Source organism: Paraburkholderia unamae (assembly GCF_003096875.1).
GTDB lineage: Bacteria > Pseudomonadota > Gammaproteobacteria > Burkholderiales > Burkholderiaceae > Paraburkholderia > Paraburkholderia unamae.
Window position 1 is genome coordinate 33,360 of record NZ_QEOB01000032.1, and the last position, 16,607, is coordinate 49,966.

General features: G+C 67.0%; 14 protein-coding genes and 1 pseudogene. 9 read left to right on the forward strand and 6 right to left on the reverse strand.

Annotation, left to right across the window (positions count from 1 at the left end):
- Positions 1–39 precede the first annotated feature (39 nt).
- The 3 genes and pseudogenes from C7402_RS40370 (at position 40) to C7402_RS40380 (ending at position 4,986) form a co-directional block, all read left to right on the forward strand.
- A complete protein-coding gene (locus tag C7402_RS40370) occupies positions 40–1,983 on the forward strand; it encodes a sensor domain-containing diguanylate cyclase (RefSeq protein WP_244315048.1) in 1,944 nt (647 codons plus the stop codon).
- A 138-nt stretch (positions 1,984–2,121) separates the two neighbouring features.
- Positions 2,122–3,867: an EAL domain-containing protein gene (locus tag C7402_RS40375; protein WP_165842105.1), complete on the forward strand. Its 1,746-nt coding sequence runs from the start codon at positions 2,122–2,124 to the stop codon at positions 3,865–3,867.
- A gap of 155 nt (positions 3,868–4,022) precedes the next feature.
- Positions 4,023–4,986: pseudogene (locus tag C7402_RS40380) on the forward strand (sulfonate ABC transporter substrate-binding protein).
- Positions 4,987–5,035: 49 nt separating this feature from the next.
- Here C7402_RS40380 and C7402_RS40385 read toward each other — a convergent pair.
- The 5 genes from C7402_RS40385 to C7402_RS40405 all read right to left on the reverse strand — a co-directional run bounded on the left by C7402_RS40385 (position 5,036) and on the right by C7402_RS40405 (position 11,391).
- Entirely contained in the window at positions 5,036–5,980 is a 945-nt protein-coding gene (locus tag C7402_RS40385) for an ABC transporter substrate-binding protein (protein ID WP_112177221.1), read from the reverse strand.
- 96 nt (positions 5,981–6,076) lie between these two features.
- On the reverse strand, positions 6,077–7,120 hold the full coding sequence (locus C7402_RS40390) for an ABC transporter permease subunit (protein WP_112177222.1): 1,044 nt from the start codon (positions 7,118–7,120) through the stop codon (positions 6,077–6,079).
- Positions 7,121–7,161: 41 nt separating this feature from the next.
- Complete coding sequence (locus C7402_RS40395; RefSeq protein ID WP_116614530.1) at positions 7,162–8,715, reverse strand: sugar ABC transporter ATP-binding protein; 1,554 nt, start codon at positions 8,713–8,715, stop codon at positions 7,162–7,164.
- On the reverse strand, positions 8,702–9,961 hold the full coding sequence (locus tag C7402_RS40400) for an ROK family transcriptional regulator (RefSeq protein WP_116614531.1): 1,260 nt from the start codon (positions 9,959–9,961) through the stop codon (positions 8,702–8,704). Before C7402_RS40400 ends, C7402_RS40395 begins: the two co-directional genes overlap by 14 nt.
- 296 nt (positions 9,962–10,257) lie before the next feature.
- Complete coding sequence (locus C7402_RS40405; RefSeq protein ID WP_116614532.1) at positions 10,258–11,391, reverse strand: MBL fold metallo-hydrolase; 1,134 nt, start codon at positions 11,389–11,391, stop codon at positions 10,258–10,260.
- A gap of 88 nt (positions 11,392–11,479) precedes the next feature.
- Here C7402_RS40405 and C7402_RS40410 point away from each other — a divergent pair, with 88 nt between their 5' ends.
- The 6 genes from C7402_RS40410 (at position 11,480) to C7402_RS40435 (ending at position 16,162) form a co-directional block, all read left to right on the forward strand.
- The gene (locus C7402_RS40410) at positions 11,480–12,097 is read left to right on the forward strand and encodes a TetR/AcrR family transcriptional regulator (protein ID WP_116614533.1); all 618 of its coding nucleotides are present in this window, start codon (positions 11,480–11,482) and stop codon (positions 12,095–12,097) included.
- 112 nt (positions 12,098–12,209) lie between these two features.
- Positions 12,210–12,563: a YciI family protein gene (locus C7402_RS40415; protein ID WP_116614534.1), complete on the forward strand. Its 354-nt coding sequence runs from the start codon at positions 12,210–12,212 to the stop codon at positions 12,561–12,563.
- Positions 12,564–12,716: 153 nt separating this feature from the next.
- Positions 12,717–13,193: a YciI family protein gene (locus C7402_RS40420; RefSeq protein ID WP_116614535.1), complete on the forward strand. Its 477-nt coding sequence runs from the start codon at positions 12,717–12,719 to the stop codon at positions 13,191–13,193.
- Positions 13,194–13,242: 49 nt separating this feature from the next.
- Positions 13,243–13,665 carry a VOC family protein gene (locus C7402_RS40425; protein ID WP_112177266.1) on the forward strand — a complete coding sequence of 141 codons (423 nt, stop codon included), beginning with the start codon at positions 13,243–13,245 and terminating at the stop codon, positions 13,663–13,665.
- The gene (locus C7402_RS40430; protein ID WP_224040039.1) at positions 13,662–14,957 is read left to right on the forward strand and encodes an RNA polymerase sigma factor; all 1,296 of its coding nucleotides are present in this window, start codon (positions 13,662–13,664) and stop codon (positions 14,955–14,957) included. Before C7402_RS40425 ends, C7402_RS40430 begins: the two co-directional genes overlap by 4 nt.
- 134 nt (positions 14,958–15,091) lie before the next feature.
- Entirely contained in the window at positions 15,092–16,162 is a 1,071-nt protein-coding gene (locus tag C7402_RS40435; RefSeq protein WP_116614536.1) for a hypothetical protein, read from the forward strand.
- Here the strand turns inward: C7402_RS40435 and C7402_RS40440 are convergent.
- Positions 16,159–16,572 (reverse strand): hypothetical protein, encoded by a 414-nt coding sequence (locus tag C7402_RS40440; RefSeq protein ID WP_116614537.1) that lies wholly within the window; start codon positions 16,570–16,572, stop codon positions 16,159–16,161. The two genes, C7402_RS40435 and C7402_RS40440, sit on opposite strands and share 4 nt — an antisense overlap.
- Between the last annotated feature and the right edge of the window lie 35 nt (positions 16,573–16,607).

Sequence of the window (16,607 nt, forward strand, 5' to 3'; positions counted from 1 at the left end):
ATATACTCGGTTTTCGTTCCTCCTGTGCGAGCGCACGCCATGACCGTTCCATCGTCGACGCCCGAGGCCGTTCCGCCCTCCCGCGAGGCCGAGCCTGCCTGCGCCGGGGGACGGGAGGCGGGGCGCACGGGCGCGGCACCGTTGCGCATGCAGCGACCTGATCAGGCGCCTGACGCCGATCCTGGCGTCCACGCGGTTTCCGATCCTCAGCTCGAAGGCTTGCTGCGCCTCGTCGCGGCGCATTTCGGCGTGGCCGCGGCCTGCGTGGTGCCGGGCGGCGCGCCCGCCACGCGCGCGGGCGTGGACGACGCGCTTTGCGACGCCCTGCGCACGCTCGCGCATGAGGGGGCCGCGAGCGAGGCGCGCGAGCCGCTCGTGGTGCCCGATATCACCGAAGATCCCGCCTGGCGCAGCGCGCTCGCGCATGCGTATGAACTGCCGTTTCGCTTCGTTGCCGCGTGGCCCTTGCATGGCGCGCAGGGCGAGCACGTGGGCAGCCTTTGCCTGATCGATCCGCAGCCGCGCGAGCTGGATGCGGCCGGGCGCGCAAGTCTCGACGACTTTGCGCGCGTGGCGGCGGCGCTGGCGGCGCGCTCTTCGCCTCGCGCGAGTCGCGGCATTGAGGCCGCCACCGAAGCTGCCACTGAAGACGAAGACTCCGCTGAAAGCGTGGACGCATTGCGCGCGCAACTCGAAGCGCTGTGCGAACGCGAACGTCTCCTCACGCACGCCATCGCGGGCAGCGGCACGGGGGTCTGGGACCGCGACGTGGTGACGGGCGATATCCGCTATTCGCCGGGCTGGAAGGCCATTCTCGGCTACGCGGAGGACGAGCTGACGAGCCGCATCGAGGACAGCTATCAGCGTTTGCATCCCGACGACCTCGAATACGTGAAGGCCGCGATGCAGGCGCATTTCGAAGGGCGCACGCCGAGCTACGAGGTGGAGCACCGTATCCGTTGCAAGGACGGCCGCTACAAATGGATCTGTAGCCGCGGCAAGGTCATGAGCCGCGACGCACAGGGGCGAGCGCTGCGCATGATCGGCACGACCACGGACATCTCCTCGATGCGCGAGATGGCCGAGCGCCTGCGCGAGAGCGCGACGCTCGTCACGAACCTCACGAACGAGGTGCCAGGCCTCGTGTTCCAGCGCCGCCAGTTGCCCGATGGCCGCGCGTGGCTCTCCTACGCGAGCGCGGGCATTGCGGAGATCTACGAGCTCACGCCCGAGCAGGCTGCGCATGACGCGGCGTGCGTGGACGCGCTGATCCACCCCGACGACCTCGACGCGTGGCACGCCTCGTTCGAGACATCGGCGGCGAAGCTCACGCCGTGGCATCTGGAATTTCGCGTGCAACTGCCGCAACAGGGTTTGCGCTGGCGTCAGGGCGACGCGCGGCCGCAGCGCCTCGTTGACGGCGCAACGGTCTGGCACGGCGTTATCACCGACGTCACCGAGCGCAAGCGCGTCGAAGCCGAACTCCAGGAGTTCGCGAGCACCGACAGCCTCACGCGGCTGCCCAACCGCCGCCATTTCATGACGCGCATCGAGGCGCAGCTCGCCCAGGTGCGGCGCGGCGGCGTGGGGGCGGCGGTCATGATGTGCGATCTCGATCACTTCAAGTCGATCAACGACCGCTGGGGCCACGCGATCGGCGACGACGTGCTGCGCCATTTCGCCGAAATCCTGCGCACGCAGTTGCGCGCGGGCGATCTGGCGGGCCGCATCGGTGGCGAGGAATTCGCAGTCCTGCTCGGCGCCGCCGATCTCGACGGTGCGTTGAGCGTGGCGCGGCGCATTCAGGAGCGCTTCGCCGGCCAGCCGCTTGCCGCCGAAGGCGTGGCGATCGTGCTCACCGTGAGCATCGGCATCACCATCATGCACGCCGCCGACCCGAGCGCCGAAGCCGCGCTCACGCGCAGCGACTTTGCGCTGTACCGCGCGAAGAAGGGCGGCCGCAATCGTATCGAATGCGCATAACGGGCAGGCACGTTAGCTGACGTTGCCGCGCGCGTGGGGCACCGCGCGCGCCCGGCCTTCACGCCTTGGTGTATGTTGGCGTCATACCGTCGTAGCCATCCAGGGCGGCCGGACTGCTTCGCGCGTGCATGGCGCATCATGCGACGGCCCTCGCGCGACGCGCGGGCGCACAACACCGGCTTCCCGAACTCCCAGCGCCTCGGCGGATCTGGTGAGGAGGACGCCTTGCCCGAAGTGTCGCCGGATGTGGCGCAGGATATGACGTCGGATGTGCCGGCCAGCGTTCGCGCGGCCTGCGCGCGCGCCTCGCGGGTGCTTGCCTTGATCGTCGTCGCTGCGTTGCCGCTCCTGCTGTGCGTGGCGCTCGGGCGTTACGAGGCGCAGCGCATCGCACGGCGCGAGGCGAACCTCGCTTCGACGTTCATCGTCGGGCAAATCGTTTCGATCGTCGAGACTGCGCAAGGTGCGGCCTATGTGTTCACAACGCGCGCGGCGCAGCCGTGCGACGAGTTATCGGCCGATCTCACGCTCAAGGCCGCCACCGTGCCCTACGTGCGCACGCTCAACATCGCGTACAACGGCATGATCGAATGCTCGTCCGCGCTTGGGCAGCGGTCGGTTTCCGTCAACGCCTTGATCGACGGTCATCTGCCTTCGGTGCAGGGCGAATGGCTCATGCTCGTGAACAACACCTCGATGGTGCGTAACCGTCCCTCGCTGCTGGTCGGCGTGCCGGGCGAGCAGGGTCGCTTCGTGGTCGTGGCGGTCGACGTGCAATATCTGCTCGATCTCTTGCACGGCGCGGCACCGCTCTCGGTGTTTCGCCAGGCCGAGCTGAACGTGGGCGAAGGCGCGGTGCTGCGTGAAGCGCAGGCGCTCGTGCACGTGCGCGACGCACCATTGCTGGCCGACGTGAAAAAACAGATGTCGGGCGCGACGATCGAACTGCGCATTTACGGACTGCCCGAGCGCATTCGCGAAACGTGGGGCGGCCTGCTCGTGCGCTACATGCCTTGGGCAGTTGCGCTTTCCGCGCTGCTCGTATGGCTCGTGCGCCGGCTGCAAAAGAGCGGGCAATCGCGCCGCGACCAGTTGCTGCGCGCCATGCGCGCGAGGGAATTCCACGTGGAATATCAACCGCTTTACGGCGTGGCCGAGGGCCGCTGCGACGGCGTCGAGGCGTTGCTGCGCTGGGTGCGGCCGGGCATAGGCGAAGTGCGTCCCGACGAATTCATCCAGGCCGCCGAAGAGGAGCACGTGATCGTGCCGCTCACGCAGCATCTGCTCAAGCTCATTGTTCGCGATGTCGCCACATGGGACGTCGCGCCCGGCTTTCATCTCAGCGTGAATTTCGCGCCCGAGCACCTGTCGGGCGACGCGCTCGTGAGCGACGTGCGCGCGCTGTGCGCCGCCGTGAAGCCGCGCGGCGTGCGGATCGTGCTGGAAGTCACCGAGCGCACGCTGGTGCGCAACACCGAGCAGGCGCGCCACAATCTGGAGGCATTGCGCGGCGAAGGCGTGCAGATCGCCATCGACGACTTCGGTACGGGCTTTTGCTCGCTCTCCTATCTGGAGAAGTTTCCCTTCGATATCCTGAAGATCGACCGCGGCTTCGTGCTGACCATCGAACCGGAAGGGCACCGCTCGGTGGTGCTCGACTGTATCGTCGATCTCGCGCACAGCCTGGGCGCCAAGCTCGTGGCCGAAGGCGTGGAGACGCAGACGCATCTCGACTACCTGTGCGCGCGCGGCGTCACGTGGATACAGGGCTTCGTCTACGCGAAGCCGATGCCGTCCGAGGCGTTCGTGCGCTGGTATCGCGCGAACGGCGCGCGCATGTCGCCAGGCACATCGGGTACGCCGGTCACAGCCGGCACGCCATGACGCCATGACGCGAGGACGTGCGCCGCCGCTTTCCCGCCGGCGTGATTTGCTTAGCGCGAAACATCGGTTCTGCTAAAGCGGATGGCCCGGTAGCATCCTCGCTTCGATCGCCGCGCCCTCTGCGCGCGCCCCATGCCAGAACGGAACCGCTGAAGATGACTCGCCCCACGCCTCAATCCCGCCGCCATTTCCTCGCTACCCTGGGCGCGACGCTCGCCGGCGCGGCGTTGCCCGGCATGGCCTGGGCGAAATTCCAGCCGGACCAGTTCCGCATTGGCTACCAGAAAGCCGCGAGCACGCTCGTGCTGCTCAAGGCGAGCGGTTCGCTCGAAACGCGCCTCGCGCCGCTCGGCATCAAGGTGTCGTGGACCGAGTTTCCGGCCGGACCGCAGTTGCTCGAAGGCCTGAACGTGGGCGCGATCGACTTCGGCTATGTGGGCGAAGCGCCTCCGGTGTTCGCGCAGGCGGCCGGCGCGGACTTCGTCTATACGGCCTACGAATTGCCCACGCCGCACGCCGAAGGCGTGGTGGTCGCGAAAAATTCGCCGATACGCGACGTGGCGGGCCTCAAGGGCAAGAAGATCGGCTTGAATCGCGGCTCGGACGTGCACTGGTTCCTCGTCGCGCTGCTGCAAAAGCACGGGCTTTCGATCGGCGACGTCCAGCCTGTCTACCTCGCGCCCGCCGACGCACGCGCGGCGCTGCAAAGCGGCGCCATCGACGCCTGGGCGATCTGGGACCCGTTTCTCGCCGCCGTGGAATCGCAGGACGGCGCGCGCCTCATTGCCGACGCGAGCGGCGTGGCGAGCCATCATCAATTCTTCCTGAGCCAGCGCGAATTCGCGCAGAAGAGCAAGAACGCACTGGCGATCGCGCTCGACGAACTCGGCAAAACGGGGCAGTGGGTGCGTGCCAACACGGCGCAGGCGGCGGCGAAGCTCGCGCCGATCCAGGGGCTCGACGCGGCGACGATCCAGACCGGTCTCACGCATTACGCGCACGAGTACCGGCCCATCGACGCCGCCGTGATCGCGCAGCAGCAGAAGATCTGCGGACACGTTCTATGACCTGAAGATCATTCCGCGCCGCGTGGTGACGAAGGACGCCGTGCTCGCATAACCGTGCGAGCACGGGTGCTCCGTGCCCAGGCAAACCTGCTCCTTGGTGCTTAGTGCGGTGACGACCAGCCCTTGTAACTGCCGACGTTGTCGCGCGTGACGAGTTGGGGCGCCATCTCGATCATCGGGTTGGCGGGCTTCTTGCCGTTCATGATCTCGTAGCCCACCTGCACGGCCGTTTGCGCCATCTTCCACGGGTCCTGGCTCGCCGAGGCCTGCACCAGCGTATCGGTTTTGAGCGCCGTTTCGATATCGGGCGCGCCGTCCACCGACGTAATCACGATGTTGCTGCGATGCAGTTGCTTCGCGGCCAGGTCGCTGCCAATCGCTTGCGGATCGTTGATGGTGAACACGCCGGCAATCTTCGGGAAGCGGGTGAGGTAGCCCTGCATCACGTTCATGCCGCCTTCGCGCGAGCCCTTGCCGTCCTGGTCGTCGGAGAGGATCTTGATGCCGGGCGTCTTGGCGAGCACCTGCTTGCAGCCGTTCACACGGTCGATCACGGCGGAGACCTGCGGCCCGTTCTGGATGATCACGTTGCCGGTGTTGTTGATTTTCTTCGCGAGGTATTCGCACGAAATCGCACCGGCCTTCACGTTGTCGGTCTGCACGGTGGCGTTCGCGCCCGAGGCGGCGACGTCCACGGCCATGACCACGATACCGGCCGCCTGGGCCTTCTTCACCGCGGGTTCGATCGCCTTCGGATCGGTCGCGTTCAGGAGGATCATGTCCACGTGCGCCGAGATGAAGTTGTCGATCTGCGTGAACTGCTTGTTGAGGTCATAGTCGGCGGATACGGCCGTGACCTTGGCGTTCGGGTTGATCTGTTTCGCTTTGGCTTCCGCACCCTGCACGATCGTCACGAAGTACGGGTTGCCGAGCGAACCCACGGTAATGCCGATCGACTTGAGCTGCTTGTCGGCGGCGTGCGCGCCTTGCAGCGCGAATCCGAACGTGAGCGCGGCAGCGGCGAGAACGGCTTTCTTCTTGAACATGAGGTTGTCTCCTGAGGGGTCCTGTCTGGGTACTTTCCCGGCGAGCGCAGGAGGACCGCCTGCGCTCGCGCTGGTTGCCAAATATCCGTAACCGGCTTACGTACGCGCCGAGCCGCGCTGGCGGTAGCGGTCGAGCGCCACGGCGCCGACGATCACGAGGCCCTTGATGATGTACTGCCAGATGTCGGACACGCCGAGCAGCACGAGGCCATTGGTCAGGACTGCGATGATGAGCGCGCCGATCAGCGTGCCGACGATCGAGCCCACGCCGCCCACGAAGCTCGTGCCGCCCAGAATGACTGCGGCGATGGCATCGAGTTCATACGACTGGCCCAGTTGCAGGCCGTTGGCCGCGTAGAGACGGGCCGCCGACATCACCGCACCGAGACCCGCGAGCAGGCCCGACACGGCATAGACGAACATCTCGATGCCCCACACCTTGATGCCCGAGAGGCGTGCCGCTTCCGGGTTGCCGCCCACCGAGTAGATGCGCAGGCCGAGGACCGTGCGGCGCAGCACGAACCACGAGCCGGCCACCACCACGAGCGCGATGATCACGAGCCAGGGCACGCCGAGCACCGTGCCGTTGCCGATGAACGCGAAGGACAGTTGCGGGTTGAAGATGGTCGTGTCGTGGCCCATGAGGCGGGCGATGCCGCGCACCGCCGTGAGCGAGCCGAGCGTGACGATGAACGGCGGCAGGCGCAGGAGCGCGATGAGCGCGCCATTGATGAGACCGAAGCCGAGGCCCACCGCGAGCGCCATGGGCACGCCGAGCCAGCCCCAGCCCACGATATTCGAGCCGATCATCGCGGCCATGGCCGCGGCGGCCAGCACCGAGCCCACCGAGAGGTCGATGCCACCCGTGAGAATCACGAAAGTCATGCCGGCGGCGAGCACGATGTTGATCGACGCCTGCTGCGTGACGATCGACAGGTTCTCCAGCGTGAAGAAGCCGTCGTTGAGCAGGCCGAAGCCGATGCACAGCAGCACCAGCACCGGCAGCATGCCGGCCGTGCGCACGAGCGACTTCATGCGCTGGCGGTGGCCGTCAACCGCAACGCTGCGGGTCGCCTGCGCGGGCTGGGTGGACTGCGTGGGCGAGGCCGCGACACCGTGCCGGGGAAGGATGCTTTTCATGTCGTACTCCTGAGGGATGCTTTCAGCGTATGCGGTAAGGGTCAAGCGGCTTCGTCGAGCGGATGCTGCGAGCCGGTGGCGAGTTCGATGATCGCTTCCTGGGTAATGGGCTTGCCGGTATAGCCGCCAAGCTCGCCCGCGAACACGCCTTCGCGCATGACGAGCACGCGGTCGGCCACGCCGATGATTTCGGGCAGCTCGCTCGAAATCACGATGATGCCCACGCCGGTCCTGGCGAGGTCGTTGATGATGCGATAGATCTCCGACTTCGCACCGATATCGACACCGCGTGTGGGCTCGTCGAGAATCAGCACGCGCGGGTGCGTTTCCAGCAGGCGCGAGAGCAGCACCTTCTGCTGATTGCCGCCGGAAAGGGCGCCCACGTTCACACGCGAATTCGGCACCCGGATGGAGAGCGAGCGGATGGCTTCCTTCGCGCGCTCGCTGCCGCGAGCGAGGTCGAGCACGCCCATGCGCGCGTCGCGTCCGGCCACGGCCACGTTGATGTTGTCGCGCACGCTCATGTCGAGAAAGAGGCCCTGATGCTTGCGGTCCTCGGTCAGGTAGACGAGACCGGCATTGATCGCGTCGCGCGGCGTGTGCACATGGAGTGTCTTGCCGTCGATGGCGATCTCGCCGCGCACGCGCGGCTCCGCGCCGAAGATGAGGCGCGCAAGCTCGGTGCGCCCCGCGCCCACGAGGCCCGCAATGCCGAGCACTTCGCCCGAGTGCAGGTCGAGGCTGCAACCGCGCACGCGCTTGTCGTCGGCCACGTCGCGCACGGTGAGCACGGCCTTGCCCGGATCGTACGGGGCGTGCGCCTTTTTGTAGAAGCCCGAAATATCGCGGCCTACCATCATGCTCACGAGGCTTTCCGCATTGAGTGCGTCGCGCATGAGCGTGCCCACGTAGCTGCCGTCGCGCAGCACGGAAACGCGGTCGGACAGTTCATACACTTCGGCCATGCGGTGGCTGATGTAAATGATCGCCAGCCCGTCGTCGCGCAACTGGTTGATGAGCTTGAACAGGCGCTCCGTTTCACGCGAGGAAAGCGGCGTGGTGGGCTCGTCCATCACGATGATGCGTGCGTCGCTGTGCACGGCGCGCGCGATCTCCACGAGCTGGCGCTCCGCGATGGAGAGCGAGCCGACCAGCGTGGTGGGCCCGAACGTCGCACCAAGGCGCTTGAGCACGTCCTCGCTGCCGCGCTCCATGGCGCGGCGGTCGACCGTGCCGAAGCGGCGGCCGCCCTTGCGCAGCTCGCGGCCCGCGTGAATGTTCTCGGCTACCGAGAGATTCGGCGCGAGGCTCAGCTCCTGATAGATCACGGCCACGCCCAACTCGCGCGCCGCATGCGGTCCGTCGATCACGACCGGCTTGCCCTCGATGAGAATCTCGCCGCCGGGGTCGGCCTGATAGGCGCCCGAGAGGATCTTCATGAGCGTGGACTTGCCCGCGCCGTTCTCGCCCATGAGCGAGTGGACCTCGCCGGGAAACACGGTGAGGCGCACGTTGTCGAGCGCTCGCACGCCGGGGAAGGTCTTGGTGATGCCCCGCATTTCCAGCAGCGGGGGCGTGGACTCAGAGGGCGACATGGCTCTCCTCCTGCGCTTGTGCGTAAGTTTGTGCGCCGGCGCCCATGAGGATGCCCGCGCGCGGCGAAAAATTGAAGAACATGGGCAGCGTGGCCGCGCCAAGCGCGCCCGCATCGGGACCGAAGGTGCCGCGCACGAGCGCGGGCGTGCCGCGCGCCTCGGGCGCGGTGGCCGCCACGGCGACGCGCAGGCGCTGCATGAGCGTGTCGATGAGGCCCGCGTCCACGTCGGCGTCGAGCACCACGGCCGGCACGTCGAGCACGCAGAACGCGGAGCGCAGCGCGGGGGCGAGCGCGTCGATGCAGTCGTCCAGCCATTCCTGCACGCCGGGGTGGTCACGCGCGATGCACGCTTCGAGATCGGCGCGGCTGTCGATCGTCTCGCCGCAATACTGCAAGTGGCGGCGCAGCGCGATGAGCGAGGCGCGCGAGAGCAGGATGTCCCACTGGCCCGCCGGCTTGTGCGCGGAGGGCAGGCGGCTGGGCGGCACGGGCATCACTGCGAAGTCGCCCGCATTGCCGGTGAGGCCGCGCACGCAGTCGCCGTCGATGGCGATGCCGCCGCCAATGGCCGGGCCGAGAAAGAGGTAGAGGAAGTCGTCGCGCTGGCGTCCGCAGCCGTAGAAAATTTCGGCGATGGCGGCCGCGTTGCCGTCGTTTTCGCTGAACACGGGCAGCGCCGTGGCGCGCGCGAGTTCGCCCGCGAAATCGACATCGTTCCACACGCGGAAGGTGTCGGCGGGCAGGCCCAGTTCGCGCAGCCAGCTACCGAGGTTGTACGGCTGCGCAACGCCGATTCCGGCCAGGCGGCTGCGTTCCTCGCTCGTAAGGAAGCCTAACAGCTCGGCGATGTCGCGCTGCACGATTTCCTGCGCTTCGGACGGTTGCGGCAACAGCATGTCGCGCGAACGGCGCTCGATCATCTGGCCCGCGAAGTTCACGAGCACCGTTTCGATGTTGGTCCGGTCGAGCCGCACGCCGATGGCGAACGCGCCGCGCGGCGCGAGCCGCAGGAGCGAGGCGGGCTGACCGCGCTGGCCGTCGCGGCGGCCGCTCACCTCGATCAGGCCGTTGGCCGTGAGCGACGTGATGATGCTGCCCACCGCCGTGCTCGTGAGATTCGCGAGACGCGCGAGATCGGCCTTCGACGCCTCGCCCGCCCGACGCAGCGCCTGAAGCAGCAGGCGCTCGTTGAAGCGGCGGACGTTGGCGGAATTGCTGCCCTGACCGACATGCGGACTTCTCACTGTCTCCTCCAGAAAGAGGGGTCGGCGTTGGATGAACTGCGGTGCCGACTAAATAAATCAAGTTGATTTATTTAATGCCAGAAATCGGGGGCTGTCAGCCTGGGGAAATCCCGTTGAGGGTAGTAGGGCGCGATGAGGCGCACGCAAGCGTTGCGTGCCCCGATGCAAAAGCTTAGGAGACTTTTACGACTATGGGGAGCAAGCGCGAAAACAAGCAGGGAGCGAGCAGAGGGCGTGCCCGCCCGCGCATGTGTGAGCCATGCGCGGGCAGGTGAAAGGAGGGAGCGGGAGAGGTGTTACGAACGTGCTTCGGACGTCGCGCGGCAAGCGAACCACCGGCGCGGCGACTTGCCATCCGTCGCGCCTTCGCTTTGCGCAACCTCGCGCCACCAGCGCTCGCCGCGATGCGGCTCATCGAGATCGAGCCGCTCGCCCATACGGGGCGTGGAGAGCGTCACCCCGCGCGCAAGCGCAAGGCCGGTCACGCGCTCGAACGGGTCCTGCCAGCGGTGCATCGCGAGGTCGAACGTGCCGTTGTGAATCGGCACGAGCCAGTTGCCGCGCAAGTCCACGTGCGCCTGCACCGTTTCCTCGGGCTGCATGTGCACGTACGGCCACTGCGGGTCGTACGCACCGGTTTCGATGAAGGTCGCATCGAACGGACCGAGCTTTTCGCCGATCGTGCGAAAGCCGTCGAAGTAACCCGTGTCGCCGCTGAAAAACACGCGCAGGTCGCCATCGGCGATGACCCACGATGCCCACAGTGTGCTGTTACCGTCGAACAGGCTGCGCCCCGAGAAGTGCTGCGCGGGCGTGGCCGTGAATTCGACGCCTTCCACGTTCGTGCCTTGCCACCAGTCGAACTGGCGCACCTTCGCGCCTTCGATGCCCCATTCGATCAGCCGGTCGCCCACGCCGAGCGGCGTGAGAAATACGCCGGTTTGTGCGGCGAGCGCGAGCACGGTTTCCCGGTCGAGATGGTCGTAGTGATCGTGCGAGAGGATCACGCCGCGCAACGGCGGCAGGTCGGCAAGCGCAATGGGCGGCGCGTGGAAGCGCTTCGGTCCGAGGCTGCGAAACGGCGAGGCGCGCTCCGCGAACACGGGGTCGGTGATCCAGAACTCGCCGCGCAGCTTGAACAGCAACGTGGAGTGGCCGAGGCGGTAGACGCTGCGGTCGGGCGCGGCTTCGAGCTGCGCGCGCGTGAGCGGTTCTACGGGCAGCGCGCCAGCCGGCATCGTGCCGCTCGGCTTGTGGAAGATCATGTTCCACATGATCCTCAGCGTTTTGCCGAGGCCTTCGGCCGGACGCGGGCGCACATTGCGAAAGCGCTCGCCGTCGTGCTGCGGCGAAGTGTGCGAGAGCGCTCGCCCGCGTTGTGCGGTGCTCAGGCCCAAGGTACGGCTCAGCGATGCGAAAGGCGAGGTCATGGCAGCGGCGGCCTTTGGAAACATGAAGTAGACTGCACAGTGTAGTTTATTCTGGCGAAAAGTAAACTGCCTGGTGTAAAATTCTGGAATGGATTGCACCCCAGCCACCCCACAGCGCCTGACCGACCGCAAGCGCGCCGCCATCGTCGCGGCGGCCATCGACGAATTCCTGGCCTCGGGCTTCGACGCCACGAGCATGGACCGTATTGCCGCGCGCGCCAGCGTCTCGAAGCGCACCGTCTACAACCATTTCGCGAGCAAGGAGGCGCTGTTCGCGGCGATCCTGTGCCAGCTCTGGGACGCGAGCGCCGCAGGCGACGCGCCCGCCTACCGCGCGGACGCGCCGTTGCGCGACCAGCTCGTCGAGCTTCTCATGCGCAAGCTGCGGCTCCTGAACGACGAGTCGTTTTTCTCGCTCGCGCGGGTGGCCATCGCGGCCGGCATCCATTCTCCCGAGCGCGCGCGCGACATGGTGGCGCGCATCGGCGAGCGCGAGGAAGACCTCACGGTCTGGGTGCGCAGCGCCGCCGCCGACGCGCGCCTGAAAACGTCCGACCCCGCGTTCGCGGCGCAGCAGTTGCACGGCCTCGTGAAGGCCTTCGCGTTCTGGCCGCAGGTGACGATGGGGCAGCCGCCGCTCGACGCGGCGCAGCAACGCCAGGTCGCGGAGTCGTCGGCCGATCTCTTTCTCGCGCGCTACGCCTGAACGGGCCACACGCGGTTATCAAGGCGGCGATAAGCGGCCACGCGCGCGCTCAGGTTTTTCTGGACTAGACTCTTGCCTTTCAGGATCGCAGGCCAACTGGAAGGAGAGGTTCATGCCATACATGCTGCTCATCGCCGAGCCACGAGGTCAGCGCGACACGCGCGCACAAGCCGAAGGCGAGGCGCTCTATGCGCGTATGGTCGCGTTCGCCGAACAGCTCGCCGCCGAAGGTCGTCTGATCGACGCGCACGCCCTCACTTCGGACACGAACGGCGCGCGCGTGCAGGTGCGCGAAGGCCGTGCGAGCGTCGTTGACGGTCCGTTCGCCGAGGCGAAGGAGATGATCGGCGGCTTCTTCCTGCTCGATTGCGCGACGCGCGACGAGGCCCTCGCCATCGCGCGGCGCTGCCCAGCGGCCGAATGGGCGAGCGTGGAAGTGCGCGAAACCGGCCCGTGCTTTCGCTGAACGCACGCGCATTGCCTGGTGCTTTCCCTGGGTAGCGAGGAAAAAAGCAAAAAAACTTCCGGCCGTTGTCGAATTACTCGGGCCTCGCGCGTCGTATCCATGAGCGCGCCAATCGGCGCCGCTTGCTTCGAATGTCATATTCAGGAGAAGACAATGCGATTCATGATCATGGTGCGCGCGAACGCGCTGAGCGAATCGGGCGAGCCCCCCGACGACGTGGAGATATTCGCCCAGATGGCCAGGTATCACGAGGAACTGGCGAAGGCGGGCGTGTTGCTCGACGCCTCGGGCCTGCACCCCAGCTCGCGCGGTTTTCGCGTGCGCTACACGAACGGTAAGCCCGCGATCGTGGACGGCCCGTTTACCGAAACGAAAGAGCTGATTGCGGGCTACACGCTGATCCAGGTGCGCTCGCGTGACGAGGCGCTCGAATGGGCGCGCCGCTTCCCCTCGCCGTTCGGCACGCACGGCGACAGCGAGATCGAGGTGCGCCAGCTCTATGAGCTGGAAGACCTCCCGCAATGCGAAGGTGTCGAGGCATTTCGCCAGCTCTATGAGCTGGAAGACCTCCCGCAATGCGAAGGTGTCGAGGCATTTCGCCAGCTCGATGTGCAAAATAAGGCATCCTGACCATCGCCATCGGCGAATCCCATCAACGGAACTTTGCAGGAAAACGATCATGCACAAGCATATTTTCGTCAATCTGGGCGTGCGCGACCTCAAGCGCTCGATGGACTTCTTCGGCCAAATGGGCTTCAGCTTCGATCCGAAATTCACCAACGAGCAGGCCGCCTGCATGGTGCTGGGCGAGAACATGTACGCCATGCTGCTCACCACGGACTTCATGCGCGGCTTTACCGACAAGGCGCTCGTGGACGCCCGCGAAAGCACCGAAGTGCTCACCTGCCTCTCGTGCGTCTCGCGCGAGGAGGTGGACAGCCTGGTCGACAAGGCGCTCGCGGCGGGCGGCACCTCGAAGCGCCCGCCCATGGAGTGCGGCACCGAGATGTACGGCCGCAGCTTCGAAGACCCCGACGGCCACATCTGGGAGCTGATGTACATGTCGCCGGCGGCCGTGGAAAAGGGCGCGCACGGCTCGTGACGCGCGAGACGGATGCGTTTGCCGCGACGCGCCGCGCGGTCGAAGCCGTGTGGCGCATCGAGTCGGCGCGCGTGATCGCGCATGCGGCGCGCATCGTGCGCGACGTGGGCGTGGCCGAGGAGGTTGCGCAGGACGCATTCGTCGCCGCGCTGGAGAGTTGGCCCGCGAGCGGCATTCCCGAGAACCCCGGAGCGTGGCTCATGACCGCCGCGAAACATCGCGCGCTCGACCGTCTGCGGCGCGCGGCCTCGCATGCGCGCGCGCACGAAGCGATGGGCGCGGACCTCGAAGCGCTCGAAGCGCATTTCGCGCCCGATATCGTCGATGCGCTGGATGCCGCGCGCGAGGACGAGATCGGCGACGATCTGCTGCGGCTCGTGTTCGTGGCGTGTCATCCGGTGCTGCCGAAGGAGGGGCGCGTCGCGCTCACGCTGCGGCTCATCGGCGGGCTCGCCACGGCCGAGATCGCTCGCGCGTTCCTCGTGCCCGAGGCGACCGTGGCGCAACGCATCGTGCGCGCGAAGCGCACGCTCGCGGCGGCGAAGGTGCCGTTCGAAGTGCCGCGGCTCGCGGAACTCGCGCCCCGGCTTGCTTCGGTCTTCGAAGTCATTTACCTGATCTTCAACGAAGGCTACACGGCCACGGCGGGCGAGGACTGGACCCGCCCGGCGCTGTGCGAAGAAGCGTTGCGCCTTGGCCGCATGCTCGCCGAACTCGTGCCGCACGAGGGCGAGGCGCATGGCCTCGTCGCATTGATGGAGTTGCAGGCTTCGCGTTTGCGCGCCCGCGTGGATGCAGCGGGCCGCGCGGTGCTGCTCGCCGACCAGGACCGCAGCCGCTGGGATGCGCTGCTGATCCGCCGCGGCTTCGCCGCGCTCGCGCGAGGCGCGGCCTGCGGGGGCGCGCCGGGCCGCTATGCGTTGCAGGCCGCGCTCGCGGCATGCCATGCGCGCGCGCCGAGCACGGCGGCGACCGACTGGGCGCAAATCGTCTCGATCTACGACGCGCTGCTGGCGCTCGACGACTCGCCCGTCGTGCGCCTGAATCGCGCCGTGGCGGTGGGCATGGCGCATGGGCCACAGGCGGCGCTTGATCTCGTCGATGCGCTGTGCGAAGAACCCGCACTGCGCCACTACCCCTGGTTGCCCGCGACGCGCGGCGACCTGCTCGAAAAGCTCGCCCGGCCGGGCGAGGCGCGCGCGGCGTTCGAGCGCGCGGCGGCCCTCACGCAAAATGCGCGCGACCGCGAAGTGCTGCTGGCGCGCGCGCAGGCATGCATGCCGCACGGCTAGCGAGGATTTTCAACACGGCCTGCACCGCGAGAAGAGGGTGTTTCCGAAGCGCTTCTGAAATCACGGGGCACGAAGCTTGCTACCTGTGCGCGCGGACCCACTCTCATCGCGGAGTCATCCGCGCAGGCCATTCGATGATTTCAAAAGCTACGATTCTTGCGGTGTCGTGCTCGGCGTTGCTGGGCACGGCGTGTGTGCATCTCGGCCCAACGCGCTTGCGCGCCGATCAGGTGGACTACGCGAGGGCGCTGGGCGACGCGAAAAAGCGCGAGATTCTCGCGTCCGTCGTCGGCTTGCGTTACGGCGACGCGCCCGCGTTCCTCTCGGTCAGCTCGATCATCGCCGCCTACCAGTTCGATTCGACGGCGGGCGCAACCGGCAATATCGGCTCGGGCTCGCAACCGAATTACGCGCTCGCGACCGGCAGCGTTTCCTGGTCGAACCGCCCGACCTTCACGTTCTCGCCCACGACGGGCGAAGCGTTCGCCGCCGCCTACATCCGGCCGCTCGCGCCGGAACTCGTGCTGCCGCTCGCCGAAGGCGGCATGCCGGTCGATCTGCTGCTGCGGATCGGCGCGCAGTCGATCGGCGGCTTGCAAAACGGCAGTGCGCTCGGCGGCGAGAACAGCGCGGGATCGGCGGGCTTCTTCCAGCTCTTGCAGGCGCTCAGGCGCTTGCAGCTCGCCGGCGAATTGAGCGTGGAGTCGCGCAGCGAGAACGGCAAGAACAGCGTCTACCTCGCGCTGGGCGCGACGAACAGCGCGCAGTCGCCGCAAGTTTCGGCGGATCTCGCGCGCGTGCGTGAACTGCTGCATCTCGCGGCGGACACGCGCACTTACCAGATCGTCTATGGACCGTCGGCGCAAGGGGGCAGCCGTATTCCCATGGTCACGCGCTCGGTGCTCGGCATTCTGACCAATATCGGCGCGCAGGTGCAGGTGCCGCCCGACCAGGTGGCGAGCGGCGCGACCAAGCCCACGGTGGACCTGATCGGCGGTGAAACACGGCCGATCATCATCGTGCGCGCGGGACCGAAAGCGCCTGCCGACGCCTATGTCGCCATCGATTACGACGGCACGGTGTACTGGGTCGATCGCCGCGACTTCGACTCGAAATACGCGTTCACGGTCCTGCAAAATCTCATGGCGCTCGCGGAAGCCGACACGAGCGCCAAGGCGCCGGTCGTGACGATACCGGCCAACTAGGCGACAGGCTTGCCGAAAAGCCGCGCCCAGACCGCGCGCACGCGCCGCGCGCGATCTTCGAGCAAATACCACGCGGCGAGCGCGAAGAGGCCCGACATCACGCCCGTCAACAAGTGCTCAAGAACGGGAATGCGGTAATGGCTTTTGTGCGACCACGCGTCGCCGATCGTCGTCAGGCAGCCGACGATGAACGCGTTGCCGTAGCGGTGCGAATAGAGCCTCGACGCGGGCGTGAACGTGAGCAGCACTGCAAGGAGGCCGGTGAGAAGACCCGTTTGAAGCGCAATGCCCCAGTGTGTGAGGCTCAGGATGTTGCCCCAGCTTCCGGGCATGCACGTCATGCACGCGCTGGTCGGTTGCCAGAAACGCTGGATGAACAGCCGTGCGCGACGTGTCCAGCCGATCGACATGACGTTTCCCCTTTTTGCGCCGCCCCCTTGCCGCG